General features: G+C 44.4%; 19 protein-coding genes and 1 riboswitch. Of the genes, 18 read left to right on the forward strand and 1 reads right to left on the reverse strand.

All coding sequences use genetic code 11. From position 1 onward, the window contains the following. Positions 1-56: 56 nt before the first annotated feature. Positions 57-962 carry a LysR family transcriptional regulator gene (locus ABIN22_RS06960; RefSeq protein ID WP_346907552.1) on the reverse strand — a complete coding sequence of 302 codons (906 nt, stop codon included), beginning with the start codon at positions 960-962 and terminating at the stop codon, positions 57-59. A 101-nt stretch (positions 963-1063) separates the two neighbouring features. Here ABIN22_RS06960 and ABIN22_RS06965 point away from each other — a divergent pair, with 101 nt between their 5' ends. From ABIN22_RS06965 to ABIN22_RS07050, 18 genes are all read left to right on the forward strand, one after another. Then, positions 1064-1843: a class I SAM-dependent methyltransferase gene (locus ABIN22_RS06965; RefSeq protein ID WP_346907554.1), complete on the forward strand. Its 780-nt coding sequence runs from the start codon at positions 1064-1066 to the stop codon at positions 1841-1843. A 426-nt stretch (positions 1844-2269) separates the two neighbouring features. Further along, complete coding sequence (locus tag ABIN22_RS06970; protein WP_346907556.1) at positions 2270-3181, forward strand: hypothetical protein; 912 nt, start codon at positions 2270-2272, stop codon at positions 3179-3181. Positions 3182-3430: 249 nt separating this feature from the next. Next, on the forward strand, positions 3431-4447 hold the full coding sequence (locus ABIN22_RS06975) for a LacI family DNA-binding transcriptional regulator (protein ID WP_109731641.1): 1017 nt from the start codon (positions 3431-3433) through the stop codon (positions 4445-4447). Positions 4448-4597: 150 nt separating this feature from the next. Beyond that, the gene (locus ABIN22_RS06980) at positions 4598-6118 is read left to right on the forward strand and encodes a sugar ABC transporter ATP-binding protein (protein WP_243099315.1); all 1521 of its coding nucleotides are present in this window, start codon (positions 4598-4600) and stop codon (positions 6116-6118) included. Then, positions 6108-7094, forward strand: coding sequence for an ABC transporter permease (locus ABIN22_RS06985; protein ID WP_207657862.1), 987 nt, complete (start codon positions 6108-6110; stop codon positions 7092-7094). Before ABIN22_RS06980 ends, ABIN22_RS06985 begins: the two co-directional genes overlap by 11 nt. Positions 7095-7111: 17 nt before the next feature. After that, on the forward strand, positions 7112-8128 hold the full coding sequence (locus ABIN22_RS06990) for a substrate-binding domain-containing protein (RefSeq protein WP_109731642.1): 1017 nt from the start codon (positions 7112-7114) through the stop codon (positions 8126-8128). 46 nt (positions 8129-8174) lie between these two features. Beyond that, on the forward strand, positions 8175-9620 hold the full coding sequence (locus ABIN22_RS06995) for a M81 family metallopeptidase (RefSeq protein WP_346907560.1): 1446 nt from the start codon (positions 8175-8177) through the stop codon (positions 9618-9620). Next, entirely contained in the window at positions 9617-11740 is a 2124-nt protein-coding gene (locus ABIN22_RS07000) for a glycoside hydrolase family 20 protein (RefSeq protein ID WP_346907562.1), read from the forward strand. Before ABIN22_RS06995 ends, ABIN22_RS07000 begins: the two co-directional genes overlap by 4 nt. Positions 11741-11780: 40 nt before the next feature. Beyond that, complete coding sequence (locus tag ABIN22_RS07005; RefSeq protein WP_109731645.1) at positions 11781-12113, forward strand: L-rhamnose mutarotase; 333 nt, start codon at positions 11781-11783, stop codon at positions 12111-12113. Further along, on the forward strand, positions 12113-13288 hold the full coding sequence (locus ABIN22_RS07010; protein ID WP_346907564.1) for a M24 family metallopeptidase: 1176 nt from the start codon (positions 12113-12115) through the stop codon (positions 13286-13288). The genes ABIN22_RS07005 and ABIN22_RS07010 overlap by 1 nt, the downstream gene beginning before the upstream one ends. A gap of 12 nt (positions 13289-13300) precedes the next feature. Next, a complete protein-coding gene (locus tag ABIN22_RS07015) occupies positions 13301-13660 on the forward strand; it encodes a sensory rhodopsin transducer (RefSeq protein ID WP_181368705.1) in 360 nt (119 codons plus the stop codon). Next, the gene (locus tag ABIN22_RS07020) at positions 13661-14845 is read left to right on the forward strand and encodes an MFS transporter (protein WP_346907567.1); all 1185 of its coding nucleotides are present in this window, start codon (positions 13661-13663) and stop codon (positions 14843-14845) included. A gap of 338 nt (positions 14846-15183) precedes the next feature. Further along, a complete protein-coding gene (locus ABIN22_RS07025; protein ID WP_346907569.1) occupies positions 15184-16755 on the forward strand; it encodes a thioester domain-containing protein in 1572 nt (523 codons plus the stop codon). 300 nt (positions 16756-17055) lie between these two features. Beyond that, complete coding sequence (locus ABIN22_RS07030; protein WP_346907571.1) at positions 17056-18033, forward strand: hypothetical protein; 978 nt, start codon at positions 17056-17058, stop codon at positions 18031-18033. 66 nt (positions 18034-18099) lie between these two features. Continuing rightward, the gene (locus ABIN22_RS07035) at positions 18100-18747 is read left to right on the forward strand and encodes a response regulator transcription factor (RefSeq protein ID WP_346907573.1); all 648 of its coding nucleotides are present in this window, start codon (positions 18100-18102) and stop codon (positions 18745-18747) included. Position 18748: 1 nt separating this feature from the next. Continuing rightward, positions 18749-19861 carry a sensor histidine kinase gene (locus tag ABIN22_RS07040; protein ID WP_346907575.1) on the forward strand — a complete coding sequence of 371 codons (1113 nt, stop codon included), beginning with the start codon at positions 18749-18751 and terminating at the stop codon, positions 19859-19861. 73 nt (positions 19862-19934) lie between these two features. Then, positions 19935-20046: riboswitch (TPP riboswitch) on the forward strand. Positions 20047-20198: 152 nt separating this feature from the next. Next, positions 20199-20495, forward strand: a complete 297-nt coding sequence (locus ABIN22_RS07045) for a thiamine-binding protein (RefSeq protein WP_109731653.1) — start codon at positions 20199-20201, stop codon at positions 20493-20495. Next, a complete protein-coding gene (locus ABIN22_RS07050) occupies positions 20464-21252 on the forward strand; it encodes an ABC transporter permease (protein ID WP_430517197.1) in 789 nt (262 codons plus the stop codon). Before ABIN22_RS07045 ends, ABIN22_RS07050 begins: the two co-directional genes overlap by 32 nt. The last annotated feature ends 9 nt before the right edge of the window (positions 21253-21261 follow it).

Here is a 21261-nt window from a genome sequence, read left to right on the forward strand (position 1 = left end):
GTTTCAATTCTACGCATGGGAAATCTTTCACAAAATAACCGGCTGGTTTACTCCTTTCAGATGCACCCGGTAACGTCATCCAGGCTGTTAATACCTGTGTTTATAAATTTCCGGATATTATCATTAAAAGGTTTTAACCGGTTGTATAGAAAACCTATTTCACGAGGCAGGATTGGATTCGACAGTTTTATTTCTGTTAGAATTCCAGATGTTAACTCAGACATAACAAATTGTTTTACAACGCAGGATATTCCTATGCCCATTTTAGCAAATTCAATCAATACGTCCATTTCATTCGCTTCGAGAATGTGAGATGGATATATATTATTTCGGGCATAATATGCGTTGATATGCCTGCGGGAAATATTATCTTTATTAAGAAGCATGATGTTTCCATATTCAAATATTTCATCATTCCTGCAATTCAATCTGACAAAATATGAGGGAGTACAAACAAATATATATTCAATTTTTCCCAGAGAATAGTAATTGGCATCACCTATATTTTCGGGCTTTGCTGCCAGAGCTAAATCTATGCTGCATTCATTAAGCATTGCACACGCTCCTGCTGAGGAAGTGCAGGTAATAGAAACATCAGTATTTGGATATGAATAGATGAATGCTTTAAGATAAGGAATTAAAAAATATTTACATAATACGTTACTGGAAGCAATTCGTAATTGTCCTGTACTTTCTGGGAATCTGAGGCTGTTTTCTGTATCTGACAGTATATTGAATGCCCTTTTTACACTGTCATATAATATTCGTCCACTCTCTGTCAATTCGACACCTTTTGATTTCCTTATAAATAGCGTGGTATTAAGATTATCTTCAAGTTTTTTTATCGCAATGCTTATAGCAGGCTGGGATATAAATAGTTGATTGGCAGATTTAGAGATACTGCCATTCTCTGCAACAGAAAGAAATATTTTATATTTAGAAAAATTATCAAATGTATCCATATATTCTCCCATAAATTTGATTTATATATTATATAAAAACCATATATTTGAATTATATCATTGCGAATAGTATAATTCAATCAAAACAAGGAGGACGTATTATGGAAATATTTGAATTTGATGGTCAGAAATATAAGCAATCGTCTAAACATCAAAAAGAATGGGGAAAAGAATTGATTTCCCAGTTAGCATTAAAAGGAGATGAAACTATTTTAGATTTAGGTTGTGGAGATGGTATCCTTACAGAACAATTATCATCATTTGTGCCTAATGGAAAAGTTATAGGTATTGATGCTTCCACAGGAATGATTGAAACAGCGAAAGAAATTAAAAAAATCAATCTAGAGTTTATACAGATGGATATTAACAATCTGTCTTTTGTAGATAAATTTGATATTATCTTTTCTAATGCTGCATTGCATTGGATAAAAGACCATAATAAACTTTTAAGAAAAGCTTATCAAGCATTAAAAACGAATGGGGTTATATTATGGGACTTTGGAGCTTCTGGTAATTGTTCTAATTTTTTTGAGGTTGTTCAAAATAAAATAAAAGATGAAAGATATACACAAAATTTTGAAAATTTCGAGTGGCCGTGGTATATGCCATCATTATCTGAATATGAAAATCTGGTTTCTTCGATTGGCTTTTCTGATACTTCAATTTCTGAAATAAATAGAGACAGATTCTTTTCAGATTCTTCTGAAATGATAAAATGGATAGATCAGCCTAGCATTGTTCCATTTTTACAATATCTTCCAGATGATTTGAAAAATACTTTTCGACAAGAAGTAGTTGAAGAAATGATTAAAAAGACACAACAGAAGGATGGTAGTTGCTTTGAAACATTTCGCAGAATAAGAGTATATGCTGTTAAATAGGGTATTGTGAAAACTTGATTTCCACTGTTGGCCCTGCTTCAATTTGATGCAGGGCATCCAATAGCGGAAACTTTGTCTTGTATAAAACACCAGGCAGTGCTATACTGACTTCACATCAAAATCCCAGACTGTTTTATTCATAAAATTCTAAGGTCTGAATCTTATTTTTTACATGGTGTAGAAGATAAATCTGATTTCCTTGGCGGTTCAGCCGGAAATTACCAGTTTTGATGAACTAAAAATTAAATAAGGTGGATCTGGTCAGTGTCCAGACAATGTACTCTGCTTTATGTTATCATATAAAATTTTGGACTTTTTGTATGGTAATACTAGATTGAAACAGTACGGAACTGCGTATATAATAAAAATAGAAGAGTACGTCTAACGTGGCATCTGACATATCTACCAGAAAGAAGGAGGACATTTATGTCAGAAGAAAATCATGTTGCGTATCAGAACAAAGACATTGCGGCAAAGTATCTGGCTGAACATTTTTCAGACAAGTCATTTGCTGCCTATGGGGTGAAGGTGCCCCGGATTGTAAAAGTACTTCCTACAAACCTGCCTGTGATAGAGGCAAACGAACTGCGGCTGGACAACCTGTTTTTACTGGAGGATGGCTCACTCGCGCTGGTCGATTATGAGAGTTCATATGCAGATGCGGATAAGATAAAGTATCTCAACTACATTATCCGTACATTAAAAAGGAGTATGACAGAAGATAATATCATGCGCAGGATCAGGATGATCGTGATTTACACGGCGGACATAGATCCGGGGCAGACAAGGCCATGTCTGGATATCGGCTGCCTGCAGTTTCAGCTGGAGGAAGCATTCCTGATGGAACTGGATTCTGTGCAGATAGAAGACGGAATCAGACAGAAGCTTAACCGCGGCGAGCCTTTAACGGCGGAGGAACAGATGCAGTTTATAATCCTCCCGCTGACGCATCGGGGAAAGGAAGAGAAAGAAGCGTGTATCCGGCGTTGCTTCGATCTGGCGAAGCAGGTAGAGGACGAACAGGAGCAGGTATTTATACTTTCCGGTATACTGGTATTTGCAGATAAGGTGATAGATAACGAAGATTCTAAGGAAATGAGGGATTGGATTATGATGACAAAGGTATCAAGATTATTTGAGGAAGAAAAGATTGAGTATGGGAAAAAAGTGGCTGCGGAGGCGGCAGAGAAGGCCGCTAAGAAAGCCGCTAAAGAAAATGAAATCGAGATTGTAAAAAGGATGCTGTCTAATGGGATTTCTTTGGAACAGGTTAAAGCGGTAGTGACTATTTTAACGGAGAAAGAGATAAAGGACTTGCAAAAGGAAATTAATAGTTAAGTTGTGTATAAATGTATGCGCCCCATATACTTGATGTGGGGCGTTACTATTTACAGATGTGCATCTGTCGCAGATACAAATATTAGATAATAACAAAAGTAAAAGAAAAATAACAGAAAATAATACGACAATTTTGTGTATATTTTACAAAAAAGAATCTTAAAGGGGATATGTATTGACAGATAAAATAAAAGGTGTTAATCTCAAATTGTAAACGTTATCAGAAAACGTTTGCAAGAGGAGGAACTTATGAAATCCAGCACGTTAAAGGATATCGCCCAGAAATTAAATATGTCAGTTGCGACAGTATCGAGGGCGGTTAATAATAAAGAGTATGTGAAGGAAGAGACCCGGAAAAGGGTACTTGAAGCACTGGAAGAATATAATTATGTTCCCAACGAAGTAGCACGTTCTTTGAAGCTTCAGTCCACCAAGACTATAGCCGTTATCCTTCCTGATATCTGCGAGGCATTTTTTGGGGAGATTATAAAAGGGATTGACCAGATTGTTTCACCAAAGGGATATACGATTATCGTAGCCGACACAAACGAGAAGAAAGAGAATGAAGAGAAATATCTGTCACTTCTGCAGCAGAAAAGAATAGATGCCCTGGTGTTTGCAACAGTAGATCTTTCAGGATGTAATGTGAAGAAGTACCTTCCCAGCCTTCCTGTAATTTTTATAGATAATATACCGGAACTTCAGGGGATTGACTCGGTTACGATTGATAATGTGCAGGCCAGCAGCATGGCGGTTGATTATCTGTTCGAACAGGGACATGAGCGGATTGCCACGATTATCGGTTCCGTGAAGGAGACGACTGGTTTTGCAAGGCGTGAAGGATATCTGAACGCTCTCAACAGACGGGCGGTGCCTGTGGACGAACATTTGATACAGTATGGGAATTATAAGGAGAATGACGGATTCAGGTGTATGGAAAAGTTAATTCAGAACATTGAGGAGCATCCGTTTACCTCTGTTTATGTAACGTCTGAAAAGATGACCTTTGGGGCTATTAAAGCACTTCGGGAATATGGACTCCGTATCCCCGAAGACATCTCACTTGTCGGCTTTGATGTACAGGATAAAGCTCAGCTGATCAGTCCGAGTATCACGACGATACGGCAGCCTGAGAATCTGATCGGCAGCCGGGTAGGAGAACTGCTTCTTAAGCGTCTGGAGGAAAAGGAAGAGGAGAAGCGGGTGCCGCAGCAGATACTTTTAAGACCGTCTATTGTAGTGGGGCAAAGTGTAAAGAAGATATAACGGTTTCCTGCTTTTGGGCTGATTTAAGAGGTAAGCGAAAGGGATGCCGGAGGACGTTTATGGGGGATCAACTCCATAAACGTTTTCCAGCAAAATTTTTTACCAAAATATGTAAACGTTTGCAGAAATTGAAAAGGAAGGGAAAATGAGGTGAAGAATTTGCAAGAAGAGCTATTAAAGATGGAAGGGATCTGTAAGGCATTTCCCGGGGTCAGGGCACTGGATGAAGCCGCAATCACCGTGAAAAGAGGAGAGATTCATGCATTGATGGGAGAAAACGGTGCAGGCAAGTCAACGCTGATGAAAGTACTAAATGGGCTGCTCTCGCCTGACAAGGGGCATATCTGGTTCAACGGAGAGGAGATCCATGTGGAAAATCCGGCCTCGGCACTGAAAAAAGGAATTGCAATGATCTATCAGGAATTGAATCCCGTAAGAGACATGACAGTGGCAGAGAACATATTTCTTGGCAGAGAGTTTACAAGGGGAAAGGGCATTTTTGTGGACAGGAAGAAAGGGGAGGAGGAAGCTGAAGTACTTTTAAAGAAGTTTGAGCTGGATATCAGGCCCGGTGCAAAGATGAGGGGGCTTTCCCTTGCAAAGATGCAGATGATTGAAATTGTGAAGGCTGTTTCATCAGGGGCAAAGCTAATCGTCATGGATGAACCTACCTCTTCACTGACAGATGATGAAATAAGAGTTCTTTTCAAAAAGATTCTGGAGTTAAAAAAGGAACAGGTTTCGATCGTATACATATCACACCGCATGGAAGAAATATTTGAGATCGCGGACACAGTTACTGTCATGCGGGACGGAAAATATATTGATACAAAGAGAGTGGGTGAGATTGATAAAAACACCCTGATCCATATGATGGTTGGACGTGAGCTTTCCAATATCTTTCCAAAAGTACCTGTGGAGATTAAAGAACCTGTGTTAGAAGTGAAACATTTTAATTCCCGGCGTTTTTTTGATATTTCATTTCATGTCAGAAAGGGAGAGATCCTTGGTTTTTACGGATTGGTCGGTGCAGGGAGAAGCGAGGTATTTAAGAGCATATTCGGTATGGACCCCTATGAAAGCGGTGAGATCATTGTAGACGGAAAGACACGGGATATCAAGAATCCCCATCAGGCAATCGAGGCGGGGATTGCGATGGTGACAGAGGACAGGAAAGAGTATGGACTGGTGCTTTGCAGGTCGATCCGGGAAAATATAGCTCTGCCAAATCTGGACAGGTTTGCAGGAAAGCTGTTTCTTGACGGCCGGAAAGAAGAAAAAGAGTGTAAGGATATTGCAGGGAAGATATCAGTAAAGATGAGCAGTATGAACCAGCTTGCGGGAAATCTGTCCGGCGGCAACCAGCAGAAGGTTGTGCTTTCCAAATGGCTGATACAAAACCCGAAAATTCTGGTATTGGATGAGCCGACCCGCGGAATTGATGTCGGGGCAAAGGCAGAGATTCATTCTCTGATGTGTGAGTTTGCAAAACAAGGAATGGCGATTATTATGATTTCCTCGGAGCTTCCGGAAGTGATGGGGATGAGTGACAGGATCATGGTAATGGGAGAAGGCAGGATCAAAGGAGAATTCCGATATGGTGAATATTCTCAGGATGAGATACTTGCGTGTGCTTTGGGCGGGAAGGAGTATGTGAACAATGAAGAATAAGAAATCGGTACTAAGTAATGAGAATATTGCATTATATGTCAGAAGCTATGCCTTAATGGGGATATTCCTCCTGATGTGTATCGCATTTGCGATTGCTTCCCCGACATTTTTGACAATGTCCAATATTATAGGAGTTTTCAGGCAGATCTCCACGAACGGCATTCTGGCAATCGGGATGACACTGGTTATTATCACCGGGGGAATCGACCTTTCTATCGGGCCGCTGGCCGCAATTGCGGGAGTGGTGTCAGCTATGATTCTGGAAAAATATCCGGATCTGCTGCTGCCGGCTCTGTTATCCGGGATTATTGCTGCGGCAGTAATGAGCATGTGGACAGGACTTCTGGTTGCTAAGATGCGGATTGCCCCATTCATTGCATCTCTGTCGACGATGTCCATTGCAAAGGGCATTGCGCTTCTGGCTGCGGATGGTGTTCCGCATACGATATCTAATGCTGCCTATATCAAGATCGGCAACGGATATCTTTGGGACCCGAATAAGACAGGCGGTTTAAGTATCCCGACACCAGTGCTTGTTATTTTTATCGTGGCTGTTGTGATCTGGATTGTCTTGAACAAAACAAAATACGGACGCCATATATATGCTGTGGGAGGGAATGAAAATGCTGCGATTGCTTCAGGAATTAATGCAGCGAGGGTCAAATTCTGTACCTATGTACTAAACGGGCTGCTGTGTGGTATTGCAGGAATCGTGCTCGCCGGGAGAATTACATCCGGACAGCCGACTGCAGCAGCGGGGTATGAGATGGATGCGATCACGGCCGTCATAGTAGGCGGGACAAGTATGACAGGCGGTGTTGGCAAGATAGGCGGAACAATAATTGGCGCACTGATAATCGGAGTTCTCAACAACGGACTGATTCTTATGGGAGTGTCGTCCTACTATCAGCAGATTATCAAGGGTATCATTATTGCCGTCGCAGTGTTACTGGACATGAAAACAAAGAAGAATTAGAAAAGGAGAGCCGTGTTATGAAAAAGAGATTATTGAGTCTGCTGCTTTGTGCAGCAATGGTTATGGCAATGCTGGCAGGATGTGGAAATTCAAAGGATTCCGGAAATGACAGCGTGGATGACAAAGGTACGGACAGTAAAAGTGAGGACGGGCCAGACAGTGGAAAGGTGTATAAGATCGGTGTATCCACACAGGCCTGGAAGTATGAGTTTATTAAAAACATGGTAAATGCACTCAATAAACTGGATGATGATATGGACCAGGTAGAACTTGTCATGGTGGACAGCGAGGATTCTGTGGAAAAACAGCTCAGTGACGTCGATACAATGATTGCACAGGGTGTAGACGGTATTCTTCTGAACTGCTTAAGCTTTGAAGGAAGTTCATCCGCAGTGGAGGCATGTAAAAATGCCGGAATTCCTCTGGTCGAGTTTATCTCTTATACGGAAAACGAAGATTACGCCACATTCGTAGGCACAGACGTAAAGTCCTCCGGTATTATGGCAATGGACCTGATTGCAGATGCGATAGATGAAAAAGGAAAGCTGTTTGAAATTCAGGGCGTTATCGGGCATACGGCACAGATTAACAGAGGAGCGGGAATCGCAGAGGAATTGAAAAACTATCCTGACATTGAACTTGTAGAGTCACAGTCAGGAGAATTCTCAAAGGATAAGGCGATGGCTGTAACAGAGGCCTGGCTGGCAAAATATCCGGCAGGAGAGATCGATGCGATCGTAGCCCATAACGACCAGATGGCGTTAGGTGCGTTAAACGCGTGTCAGGCAGCAAATAGGACAGAGATTAAGATTGTCGGGATTGACGGAGATGCTGAAGCACTTCAGGCGGTTATGGACGGGAAAATGGCGGCAACCGTTGTTGATTACTGCGAGGAAGAGTGCAAGCTTGCCGTAGAAGAGATGGTAAGCATACTGGACGGAAATGCCCCGAAGAAAGAAATACTCGCAGATTATGTACCAGTCAGCACGAAGGAAGAGGCACAGAAATTCATGGATCTTCGTTCAGGAAACTAAAGAAGGTTTTATGACACTCCCAAAGAATCAGTAAAGGAAAAGACAGATGAAAATACTGGAAGGTTCGTTTCAATGTGAAGCAAATACGTTTTGCAGACAAAGAACAGAAACAGAAGATTTTGAGGTTTTTACAGGGGATGCGCTGCTTGAAAAGATGGCGGCTACCCCGGTATTTTGCGAAGCAGGAGCACAAGTTGTCCCGCTGCTCTATGCAAGTGCCCTGCCGGGCGGGATGGTATCACGGAAAGCTTTTGAGCATTACCGTACAATTTTCATAGAACTCATACAGAAAAACAGAGACGCAGACGGAATTTACCTGTATCTCCACGGGGCGATGTATGTAGAAGGACTGGGGAGCGGGGAAGAGCAGCTTGTGAAGTCGATCCGCGAAGTGGTTGGTGACGGGGTCCCGATATCTGTGGCACTTGACTATCATGCCAATCTTTCTGACGGATTTATGAAAGCTGTCAATGCCATCCAGGGATTTCGGACAGCCCCTCATGTCGACCATGATGATACGGAGAGGCGGGCCGCAAAGTCACTGCTGAAGTGCATCAAAAGGCACATATGCCCGGCACCGGTATTTGTCCGGGTACCATATTTAGGAGGGGATGCCGCGACAACAGACAAAGAACCATTTGTTACTATCACAAAATATTTACAACATATGGATGCGTCGGAAGACGTGATATCCTGCGCATTTTTCAACGGACAGCCCTGGTATGATTCCCCATATACAGGAAACTGTGCAGTGGTTTCCGGTACAGACAGGCAGAAAAGTTTTCAAGCGGCAGTAAAGCTCGCAAAGACTTTCTGGGATGGAAGGGAGAATCTTAAGATTGAACAGGCAATGAGCACAGATCAGGCAGTGGAAGAGTCACTTCAGAATCAGAAGGGCGTTCTTTTTGTCACAGATTCCGGGGACAATACAACGGCCGGGGCAGACGGGGAGGGAACTCTTCTTTTGAGAAAATATCTGGAACAAAATCAGAAAGGTGTCCTGGTCTGCGGGATTCACGCCCGGAAGGCGGTCGATGAGCTTTTGAAATCAGAAGCAGGCGAAAGCCGGGATATCGTGTTATGCCGTGGACAGTGTGAGAAACAGGAAATAGAAACGCCATGCCGGGTTATTTTGAGGAAAAAAGGAATCGTCTATGGCTGGGCAGGAGATGAGGTTGGTGAGGGGGTCTTAGTGAGCTGTGGGAATACGGATATTGTGCTCACAAATGCACGTGCTGCATTTACGACACCGGAACACTTCAAAAAAATGGGCATACGGCCGGAAGACTATCAGGTCGTTGTGATAAAGATGGGATATCTGTTTCCGAAATTAAGGGAAATATCAAACCGTTTTATTTTTGCCATGACGCCGGGAATCAGCAGCAATGATTTTACACAGATCGATTATCAGAATCTGAAGAAACGAGTGTATCCGATTAATAACGACATTACATGGGAAGAGATTATGGAAGAAGCGGAGGTGAGAACATGAAACAGATAATCCCGGAAGTAAAGCAGATCAGGAAAAAGAGGGGGTACACAAAATCATTTTCAGGAGTTTCCTTGTCTGCCGGGGTACCTTTTGGGAAGGAAGCAGAAGAGATTCTACACTTAAAGCTGTGGAATTATGAGGAGCTGGAGTGCGGGCATGATACTATCAGGATAATCTTAAGGAATCTGGAAGATGCCAGAAAACTCCCGGATGTGTGTATGGAGCTTCACGAAATGGAAGGAAGCATACCAGAAGAATCGGCAGAGCTCTTTTCCAGGCAGGGGTATTTGCTGGATATTACAGAAGACGAGGTGCGGGTCTTTACAGATACACAGGAAGGCTTTGCATATGCACTGTCCACGGTGAAACAGCTGCTAGAAGGCGGTGAGCAGTTTTATCTGCCGCAGATATGTGCAGCAGACTGGCCTTCCATAGAGTACAGAAGCCTGTCCGTGACTTTTGCATGGTATGCCGGTTACGGAAGATTCGGCTTTGATATGCAGCTCTGGGGCCTGAAGGAATGGAAACAGTTTTTGGATATCTGTTCTGATTATAAGATGAACCAGCTCAATATGTGCCTTTACGGTTACTGGCCGTTTCGTATGGAGGGGTATCCGGAAGCAGAACTTCGGGGACTTAAGATGAAGCTGTGGAATCCGGAGAGTGAAAACTGGGTGGAGGTCGAATATATGCATCCGAATCTTGCGGAAGAGTTCCTGCCGCAGCTGATCGAGTACGGGCATAAGCTTGGGATCCGGTTCTATGCGTACATTGGGCTGAACAGCTATAGCGGGGGATACTCGAATGCCCATAAGGAAAAACGGATGAAAATGCAGAAGGACAGCCATTTTATCAATGATTTTGACAGTCTGTGCCTTAGTGATGAGGGGACGGTCCAGTATTTAAAGAAGAGTATGAGAAGTATTGTCTCACAGGGATTCGACGGAATTGATTTTGAGGAAAGCGAGGAGGCATTCTGGTATTGTAATTGTGAAAGGTGCAGGGAAACATTCTGGAAAGGATGCAGTACGCCGGAAGAGACACTCCATGCGGCAAATACCTGGCTGCTCCAGATTCTTTACGAGGAACTAAAGGCAGCGAAGCCGGATATTACGATTGGAATCCGGGCGTGGAGACAGCCTCCGCTTGTGCGCCCGGAGGAACTGATTGCTAAAATGAAGGCAAGTATTCCGGATGATGTCGTATTATTCTGGGCACCGGGACAATATGTTGAGGAAAGTGAGTTTGAGAAGTGGATTCATGCCTTCGGCAGAGAAAGGATACGTGCAAGAGATACCGAGGCAATTGGATTTGCGGCCGGTCTGGGACGACTGATCCGTCCGCTGAAATGCAATGGGCTGCGCTGTGAAGAGGAACCAATTACACAGTATATTGACGAGGATATCCGGCAGCATAAGGGGTCTGTCAGGATGCATGCGGCCGGGATTAATGGGTACCTGTTTGAGTGGTATGGATTTTTTATGGCTTTCTTTGCCCACGCATATTATGGCTGGGGCGGTGAAAAAGAGACAGAGGCATTTTACAGATATGCTTTGGAGACCGTGTTTGGGGATCTGGCGGATGACATTTATTTCGTTATGACAAACATGTTTACGATACACGAGAGCCAGCTGAACATATTTGAACTGGAATTCCCATTTGCAAAAAATAAAGTTGAAAAAAGAGATATACCCCGGATTCAGGAGGCTGTCAGGCTTTATCCGGATCTCATGCAGAAGCTGGATCATATTATAGAAGAATTACGTTCTGATAAAAGACATTATGAATTTGCACTGCACTTTAAGAAATGGAAAATTTCTGTGATGCGCAGCAGAATCATATATGATATGGCTCTGGAGTCACTGAAGTTTGAGGAAGCAGAGTCGGAAGAGGAAAAGCAGGACTGCTTAAGGAGAATGTATCTGGATAATGAAAGAGAGTTTGAAATTATCCGTGAAAATTATTTTGATGTGAACCCGGTTTTGGAGACGGGAACAGCATCCTGCATGATTCCTTATCATGAACTGAAGAGGTGCATATTAAACAGACTGTACCCTGACAAGAAACAAGAAAGGCCGGTTTATCTGGGGGTAGAATCTCTGGGATGGATGTGGTTCTAGCCGGGGAGAGATACGGTTAAAACAGGGCAGGTGCAAAGTGATGAAACGAACTGGAATATATTTTGAAGTAAGAGAGAATAAGAGAGAGGCTTATATTCAGGCACATGAAAACATATGGCCTGAAATGCGTGAAGTGCTTAATGAGGCGGGAATCCGGAATTATTCCATCTGGAATCTGGGAAGGAAGCTGTTTGCTTATTATGAGACAGACGATGAAGAAAGGATGCAGGCAGTTCTTGATTCCAGTAAAGTCTACGCAGACTGGAGGGAAAGGATGGAGGAATTCGTCTATATTGAGGAAACAGCCGGCAGGAAAGAATGGCCAATGGAACTGGTATTTTTTAATCAGGGAGAAGAAAAGGAGGTTTTGTAATGTCATATTTTAATCAGGGAGAAACAGACAGTAGAATGGAAAAGGTCCGCGCGATCTTAGAGGAAGGCGGGCTTGATGCTGCTTTGATTTATTACGATGAACTGAATATTGCGAACGGGTGGTATGTAACAGGCTGGTGCCCGCAGTTTGAAAAGGGAGCAGTTTTTCTCCCTGCTAAGGGAGAAGCAATCCTGCTGGGTGGTCCGGAAAGCGAGCCGTTTGCAAAGATGAGCAGTGCAGTGCGGGAAACACGCAATTTTACAGTATTTATGGTGCCAGATGAAGAGTATCCAAATGCCAGCATTATAGATTTTGAAAAGTTATACGAGGAACTTAACGGAAAAGGAATTTCATTAAAGCGGATTGGTGTCGTCGGGACGACTGTGATTCCCCATGCCGTTTACACACAGTTTGCAGAAGGGTTCAAAGGCGTGGAACTGGTGGATATCACAGATGAATATGAGGCTCTGCGTTCCCATAAGTCAGAGTGGGAACTGGATAACGTAAGACAGGCGACGGCACTATCATACCAGGCGTATCTGGAAATGAAGGAATTAGTAAAACCGGGTACATATGAACACGAGATTGCAGCCGCCGGTGAGTATGTATGCCGGAAAAATGGTGCAAACAGCTTTGCATATGCAACGATTGTCGGAAGTGGGGAAAGATCCAACGCTGTGGTACCGACTGCGATCAACAAGGAATTAAAGGACGGCGAATGGGTCATGCTTGGAATTGCGCCGAGAGTCAATGGTTATGCGGGAACATTTGGAGAAACGGTGCCCGTATCAGGTACGTATACGGAGGAACAGAAATGGGCGGTTAATATTTTGAGGAAGGTACTCAGGGCGACGAAGGCCATGCTGAAACCCGGAGTATCCGGAAAAGAGATTGATGTGCCCGGACGTGAGATCTTTCAGGAGGAAGGGCTCCTTCCCTATCTCGTCTGCCCGTTTGCACATACAATCGGACTGATGGAGGCAGAGGCTCCTTTCTACGGCCCGAACTCTGAAGATGTACTGGAACCGGGGATGACGGTATGTGTTGATGTGAGTTTCTTCGGACATCCAACACTGCATGGGGCAAGAATCGAAACTGTTTATACAATCACAGAAGATGGATGCAGACCGCTTTGCCCGGAACTGGATGCATGGTTTGAAGAGGATGTAAAATAGGAGGGAATGAAAATGGAGATTGGAAAAAAGACATGGGTGTTTGCTGACGGAGATCTTCCGCCCAGAGGTGAGGAGGAGCCTTTCGGCCACGAGGCTCTGATGATTGTGAATGCGGGAAAAGAGGATGCCGGGATCAGGCTGGACCTGCTCTTTGAAGCTGAGGAACCAAAAGAAGGGATTCTGCTGAATGTACCGGCAAAACGTGTCTGCTGTTTTCGTATGGATGAACCACTGGGGGAAGAACAATACCAGATCAGGCCGGGGCAGTTTGCGGTCATTGTAAACAGCAGTGTACCAGTTGTGGCGGTCTACGGCCGTCTTGACAGAAGGAAAGACATGGCATACTATCCGGTTGCCGGCTACAGTGTTTAGATGAAGAAGCTGAAACTATTTCTGATATCACTGGTACTACTGTTTCTTCTCGGAATTGAATCCGGCGGATTCCAGATTTCACTGCTTAAAATGGCGAAGGACTTCGGCCTGTCAGGAACCGGGAATGGAAGTCTGGTTGCGGCACAGTACAGTGCGATAATTATGATGCCGTTTTTGTTTGGAATGGTGGCAGAACGTGCGGGGAAGATAAGAATTCTCCGCATATTCTGCCTTGTCTTTGCTGTCGGATGTGGAATTGTTGTATCGGCACATGCCTATGAGATACTTCTCCTGGGAATCTTTCTGATCGGTTCAGGATATAGCGTGTGTGAAAGCCTGGTTTCGGCTGTTTTGACGGAGCAGTACCGGGAAAAAGCGGGTTTGTATCTGAACCTTGTACAGGGTGCGTTCAGCCTTGGGGCAGTGGCAGGGCCCCATCTGATATCATGGGCCGCAAAGCAGGGAGCAGGCTGGAATATCCTGTTTATTATCTGTGGTATTGGATTTCTCGTTCTCTGTGGCTGCTTACTTTTAAAGAGAAGCAGTGGAAACCATTGTATAAGTCAGGGAATATGCAGCAAGCTGCCGGATATTAAAACAGCAGCGCCGGCAGTTAAAAAAAATGTGAATGCAGGTAGTGCAATAAAGTTCCCACCCATTTTTTCCCTGCTCGTGTTTTCTTTTTTCCTTTACGGAGGCCTGGAGGTTGGAGTCAGTTATTATATTGATTCCTACATGCAGATCGAATTAGGAGGAGCGCCGTTGTCTGCGTGGGCAGTTTCTTCTTTCTGGCTTTTTATGGTCCCGTCCCGTTTCGCATCGGGACTTTTGTATCGGTACAGGCGGTTCCTCCTTCCATCCTGTTTCCTTCTGTCAGTACCTGTTCTGTTTTGGATTTCTATGACAGAAAGGGCAGAATCAGCTGTGATTTTGTTTTCCATTCTGGGATTTTTACTTGGGACACTTTGGCCTAATCTCATGGGGACTGCGACGGAGGATTTCAAAGAAAGAGCGGCAATGGCAGCAGGTATCATGTCTGCCGGCTGCGGGATGGGGGCAGTTTTGTCTCCACTCATTCTTGGAAAACTGGCAGGAGCCGGTGAGTTAAGATACGGATTTACACTGCTGGCTGTATGCAGTCTGGCAGGAGGAATCCTGTGTATCTGTTATCTGAAAAAGCGTTGATTTCTTGAACATGAAATATATTGCAAGCTATATGGTTTCCGCTGTTGGGCCTGCTTCAATTTGATGCAGGGCATCCAATAGCGGAAACTTTGTCTTGTATAAAACACCAGGCAGTGCTATACTGACTTCACATCAAAATCCCAGACTGTTTTATTCATAAAATTCTAAGGTCTGAATCTTATTTTTTACATGGTGTAGAAGATAAATCTGATTTCCTTGGCGGTTCAGCCGGAAATTACCAGTTTTGATGACTAATAAATACTGTTTTTTTGAAGTTGGAACATATCTGAAAACCGAACATACCGTATCATAAGAACAAATTTACCGGAGATCAAATTATGATACAAGTCATCAATCAGCAGACTGTCCGGATCGTATCGCGTCCTTTTACGATTTACCCTGGTACCGATCTGACAGGGACTGCGACAGGTGATCCGGAAGTGCGCAACTACTGTTCACTGCCTTCTACTACTGAATCCAGATATCATCTGGACCGGCCGGATCACAACAATATATTTCAATTCAGACTGACTCAAAATGGAACGACGGGTTTTGCATATTGTCTGGATAAATTTGCGGATGGACCATATGGGGATATTCCCTATGTAAGTGCTCCGTTTGAATCTATTTTCGAAACAGCCACGGAGAGACAAAAGCAGATGCTTGCCTGGATACTGGCAAATACTTTTCCAACGGTCAGCGCGGCACAGACATTTGCACTAGCGGGGGGAGATCCAACAGCAAACCCTCCATTGGATGACAATGATGCCTACGCTGCTGTTCAGGTGGCCCTGTGGGTTTTATTGGGGCAGATTGCGCCTGATGAAGTATATTTTTTAGATTGTACTACAGATGAAGCACATCCGAAGTCAGCAAGAATGCGTGCTGCCGTCCTGCGTCTTCTGGAACTTGCAGGAGAATTTGCAGACTCAGCAGCAGTACCGGCGCCCCCAAAGGCGGCAAACCAGAACTGCTGCAAAAATACAGGGATTGACTGCTGCAATACGGGAGAAATTCCATCAGATGTAAGCGTACCATATCTGGTATTTTCAGGCTGTCCGAATGAATTAAGGACAGTATGTGGAAGACTATTGATAGGCCCTTTCAGACTTCAGTCCGGACTGACTGGGCAGCCCAGTATTACGATAGAACCTTTATGCACATGTCAGGATGATTTTTCAGCAGTATTTATGGATTTCTGCGGAAATAGTATCGAAACACCGTCTATAGGAGACGAATTTTATCTGGCTGTCAGAACGATGAAGGATTATATATGCTTTACGTTAAGTGCATCATTTACAACAGATGTAACACGTGTGGTTACCATGAAGCCTGAGAGTTCACCAAATTATCAGCCGATTGGAACCGGGCTGCTTAATGAAAGAGTTACAGTTACAGCAGAAATTTGTGTATGCGCGGCAGCAGGTAAAGTAAAAGAGAAATCCTGCAGACCGGGGATAAACATTAATAATAATACTTCAAATAATAATAACAATAATAATAATAATAATAATAGTAATTCAAATCAGGGGGGCGGAATGTATCCTTATCCGCCATGTATATGCGGGTATCCTCCGTATAACGGATATTGGCCAAGACCGCCGTATTTTCAGGAACCACCGTACCCACCATATCCACCATATCCGCCGGAACCACCGTATCCGCCATATCCACCGTATCCGCCATATCCACCGAGGCCGCCGTATCCGCCATGTCCGCCGGAACCACCGTGTCCGCCACATCCGCCATGCCCGCCAAAGCCGCCGTGTCCGCCGGAACCGCCATGCCCGCCAAAGCCGCCGTGTCCCCCATGTCCACCGAAACCGCCCTGTCTTCCAAAGCCCCCTTGCTGCTGTAACCAGTCATGCAGCTCAGAGGAAGAGAAGCATACAGGAACAGCGGAGAGGTAGAGTTTGGACGAAAAAGAAAAAATAACAGGGATTTATAAAATATCTGCCAATAAATCGTAAAAGGGCACATAGTGTAAGTATTTATATTATGCTATACTGAATAAGTAACACAGCGGCGCAGCTGCTGTGTTACTTTCTAAATAAACCAGTTTATTATGAAAAAAGCCCTGCCGGTATCCATCTGTAATAAGTCTGCAACATCTCCTGTTTATGATGAGTGTGTAAGGAACAATAGTAACAAAAGAGTACTGTACTCACCGGTTTATACGGCATTATGACAGGAGAAAGGAGATATGGGTTATGAAAGAGATATGGAGGAAGTACAAGGCTGCGGTTATTGCGGGAGGTCTGGTTGTATGCATGACAGCCGTGCTGGGCGCCGGAATGAAACTTACGAACACGCTGGCTGTCAGTGAGATTGTAAAGGCGGCAGATAAAGAAATGGATGAGCCGTCAGATATAGTCAAAATATATTATGAAGTATGGGATCAGAATGCACCATATAAAGAGTATAATCAGGATCAGGAGACTGCCGCAAAGGTATGTGAAAAGTACGGGTTGGATTATGATACGGTTACGCTGGAAGAAATCACACCAGAAATGTCCTCTTATGCGGAAGCACTGAGGCTTTTAAAAGATTTAGGTAATTCCCCCTTGCTCGAGGAAAGTATTAAGGATGGTAAGGCAGGTCCTGTGCAGTCACTGGAGATGTATATCTGTGAGATTTATGCATTTTCCGGAGGGAAAGATGTGATAGAAGCATACTGCGGGGACCACGGCATTAATCCGGACAAGTCTGTAGTTTCTGATTTAACGGCAGAGGAATTGATTGAAATTGGGAATCTGGCTTTTGATACTTCAGACCACGGGACAGAAAAAGAGAAGGACCGAATTAACAACAGACTGTATAAAGAGCACCAGCTTGACAAGAAGATTGCAAAGCAGGTATGTGAGAAATATAATCTGAATTACGATACCGCGAAGGTAAAAGATATTAAGGGTGAAATCTCTGCCTACGAGGAGGCACTGTGGCTGTTGAAATACCTGGGGGCATCGACACTGTATGAAGATAATGCCGAAAGGGACGGTTATAAGATCGTGGAATGGTCACTGGAAGCCCATATACGTGATACGAACCAGCTCGAGGATGCAAGAAATGCAATCGGAGAATTTTGCAGAAAGAGGGGGATTGACCCGGATAAGGCAGTGATATCTGATTTTTCGGCAGAAGATCTGACAAAGATAATTGTCGATGCGGTTGCGGGGGGAAAGCATTAGGATACCAGTAACTGTTCTGAATTCATGAATAGTTTTACGAATCATACATAAAAACAGGGGGCGCCTATGGCAGATATTTTAATTGTCGAGGATGACAAAAGCATCAATGAATTAATCAGGCGTACAATCGAAATGACAGGACACAGAGGGTTTTCCGCCTTTCAGGGGCGGGAAGCCCTGAGGTCCGTGGAGCAAAAAGCACCGGATCTGATTTTGCTGGATATGAATCTGCCGGATATGAGCGGCTTCGATTTATTGAAGCAGTTCAGGGAGATTCCGGTCATCTGCGTGACTGCAAGGGGCGAGATTTCCGACAGAGTAAAGGGGCTGAACGGCGGGGCCGAAGACTACATTGTAAAACCATTTGCAATGGAAGAACTTACGGCACGTATACATGCAGCATTGCGCCGTTCTCATAAGGAGCAGACACTGTACCGGATCGGGGATGTGGAAGTGGATACGGCGAAGGCTGTTGTTACGAAAAATGCAGAAACGGTAGAGTTGACTTCCCGTGAGTATGAACTGCTGAAGGTACTTCTTGACAACAGAAATATTGCGCTTTCCAGAGACAGGCTTCTGGATCTGGCATGGGGAATGGATTTTTACGGGGATGACAGAACTGTTGACGTCCATATCCGGCGCCTGCGCCAGAAACTGGGGCTGGAGAGGGAGATAAAAACGATATTTAAATATGGGTACCGATTGGAGATTTAAGATGCAGCTATGGAAAAAGAATTTTCTTGTTACATTTCTGTTTTTCCTGATTATGATAGAGGGAAGCCTGCTTGCCCTCCATGCTGTTCTGTACCGCAGTGAACTTAAGGACTGGATCAGCCGGGCTGTATCGGGGGAACAGGGCATCGCCTACATGCTGTCTGGCTATCAGGAAACTGACAGGGGAAAGCTGGAGGAAAAGATAGAAGATGCGGCCAAAAGATATCTGGCCACAGGGGTTAAAATCAGTGTGTCAATTGATGAAGAAAAGGTGGTTGACTATATTCCTTTAGATGCCGCAGACAGCGCCAGACTGCAGGTGGTTACCTGGCGAAGGACACCATATATCCTGATCCGGGACAGCATTGTAATGTCCGGTGGTGCAGTTCTGCACATCTCTTATATGGAAAGTATGGCTTCTTTCAATGATGCACAGAAGCAGCGTATCATACAGATAATGCTTCTTAGTGTCCTGATTGCAGCAGTCATAGGGATTATGCTGTACCTGACAATGAAGCGGATTAACCGGCCGGTTAGCCAGATTGCCCATGAACTGCGCACGCCGCTGACCGGAATTCAGGGATACGCAGAATATCTGATGATGGGGAATCTCAGCGAAGAAGATCGTTTTTTTGCTGCACAGCAGATTGTAGAGAGCTCGCTCAATATGGGGAATATCGTGGAGAAGCTTCTGATTATGGGTGGTATGAGGGAAGGACGCGTACAGATGCAGAAGGTAAGGCTTAAGGAACTGCTTGACCAGATAAAACTGCTGTACCCGGATCTGGAAGTGGACTGCCGGATAGAAACGGTACAGGGGGACCCGACTTTAATACGCTGTATGCTGGAAAATCTGGTACATAATGCGGTGAATGCAGGCGAACATGTAAAGCTTACGGCAGATAAACAGGATATCATCATCTGGAATGACGGAGAGCCAATCAGCGAAAAGAAGTTAAGGCAGATGAACCGGGTTAAGGGGTTCCGCCCGGAATATGCGGACAGGCATGGGTTTGGAATCGGGCTGTGCCATGAGATAGCAGGCGTGCATGGCTGGAGACTGGTCTACAGGTCCTCAAAGGAAGAGGGGACAACTACTTCGGTCATCCTGTGAGGGAAGGGAATCGTGGGAAATTTTTATCTGTCCTTGACATTAGGAGTGTTACAGGATAAACTAAATGTGGAATTAAATAAGACAGGGGTGCTGGTGCAAACCGGCTGAGAGTAAGGTAAACAGACCTTTAACCCGTATACCTGATCTGGATAATGCCAGCGTAGGAAAGTAGATATACAGAGTATACTTATAGAATAAAGAAGTTCTATAAGACATATGAAGCATGCGAACCTCGCCAGACATATCTGACGGGGTTTTCTTTTCGTTTTCAGGATACCTAATTCCAAGATGTGCCATAAGGTATGTCAGAAAAATTCAAAATCAGGAGGAAAAAAGTATGAATGCAAGTGTAGCAATCCAGACACTGCCGGAGGCGGCAAATGATGAGGAACTGATCCGTATCGTCGATGAGGTGATTGACTATATTAAAAGCACCGGCCTGAACTATTATGTAGGACCGTTTGAAACAGCAATCGAGGGAGATTATGATGAACTGATGGATATTGTAAAAGAGTGCCAGCATATTGCAATCCGCGCGGGCGCACCATCAGTAGCGGCTTATATCAAAGTATCCTACAAGCCGGAAGGAGACGTGCTTACTATTGAAAAGAAAGTCACAAAACATCATGCATAAAGCGGGCAGGAACTGGTCAGCCGGCTTCTGGCCGGCATTTGCCATTCTGGTGATTTTAGCCCTCTGGCAGACAGCCAGCGGGACCGGCCTGATCTCAAAGTTTATGCTGCCCTCACCGATAGATGTCGTGAAATCTTTTGTATCTGATTTCCCGGTACTGATGAGCAATGCGAAGGTAACGCTTATAGAAGCATTTGTAGGTCTTGCAATGGGTGTTTTGATCGGGTTCTTGATGGCCGTCTTAATGGACCGGTTTGAAAAGGTTTATCAGGCGTTTTATCCACTGATTGTCCTGACACAGACGGTTCCGACAGTGGCAATTGCACCGCTTTTAGTTTTGTGGTTCGGATATGAGATGCTGCCGAAGGTAATTCTGATTGTCATCGTGACGTTTTTTCCGATCACCGTCAGCCTGTTGGATGGATTCCGTGCGGCGGACAGGGATACGATCAATCTGATGCGTTCAATGGGGGCGTCGAAGATGCAGACATTCTGGTTTGTGAAGTTTCCGGGTTCCTTAAGCCAGTTCTTTGCAAGCCTCAGGATTTCTGCATCCTATGCAGTAGTCGGAGCGGTGATTTCTGAATGGCTGGGAGGATTTAACGGACTGGGAGTATATATGATCAGGGTAAAGAAAGGATTTTCGTTTGATAAGATGTTTGCAGTCATCTTTCTGATATCGGCAATCAGTCTTGTTCTGATGAAGCTGGTCAATTTGCTTCAGAAAAAATGCATGCCCTGGGAAGAAACAAAATAGAGGAGAAAT

This window comes from Faecalicatena orotica, assembly GCF_905197545.1.
Lineage (GTDB): Bacteria > Bacillota > Clostridia > Lachnospirales > Lachnospiraceae > Faecalicatena_A > Faecalicatena_A orotica.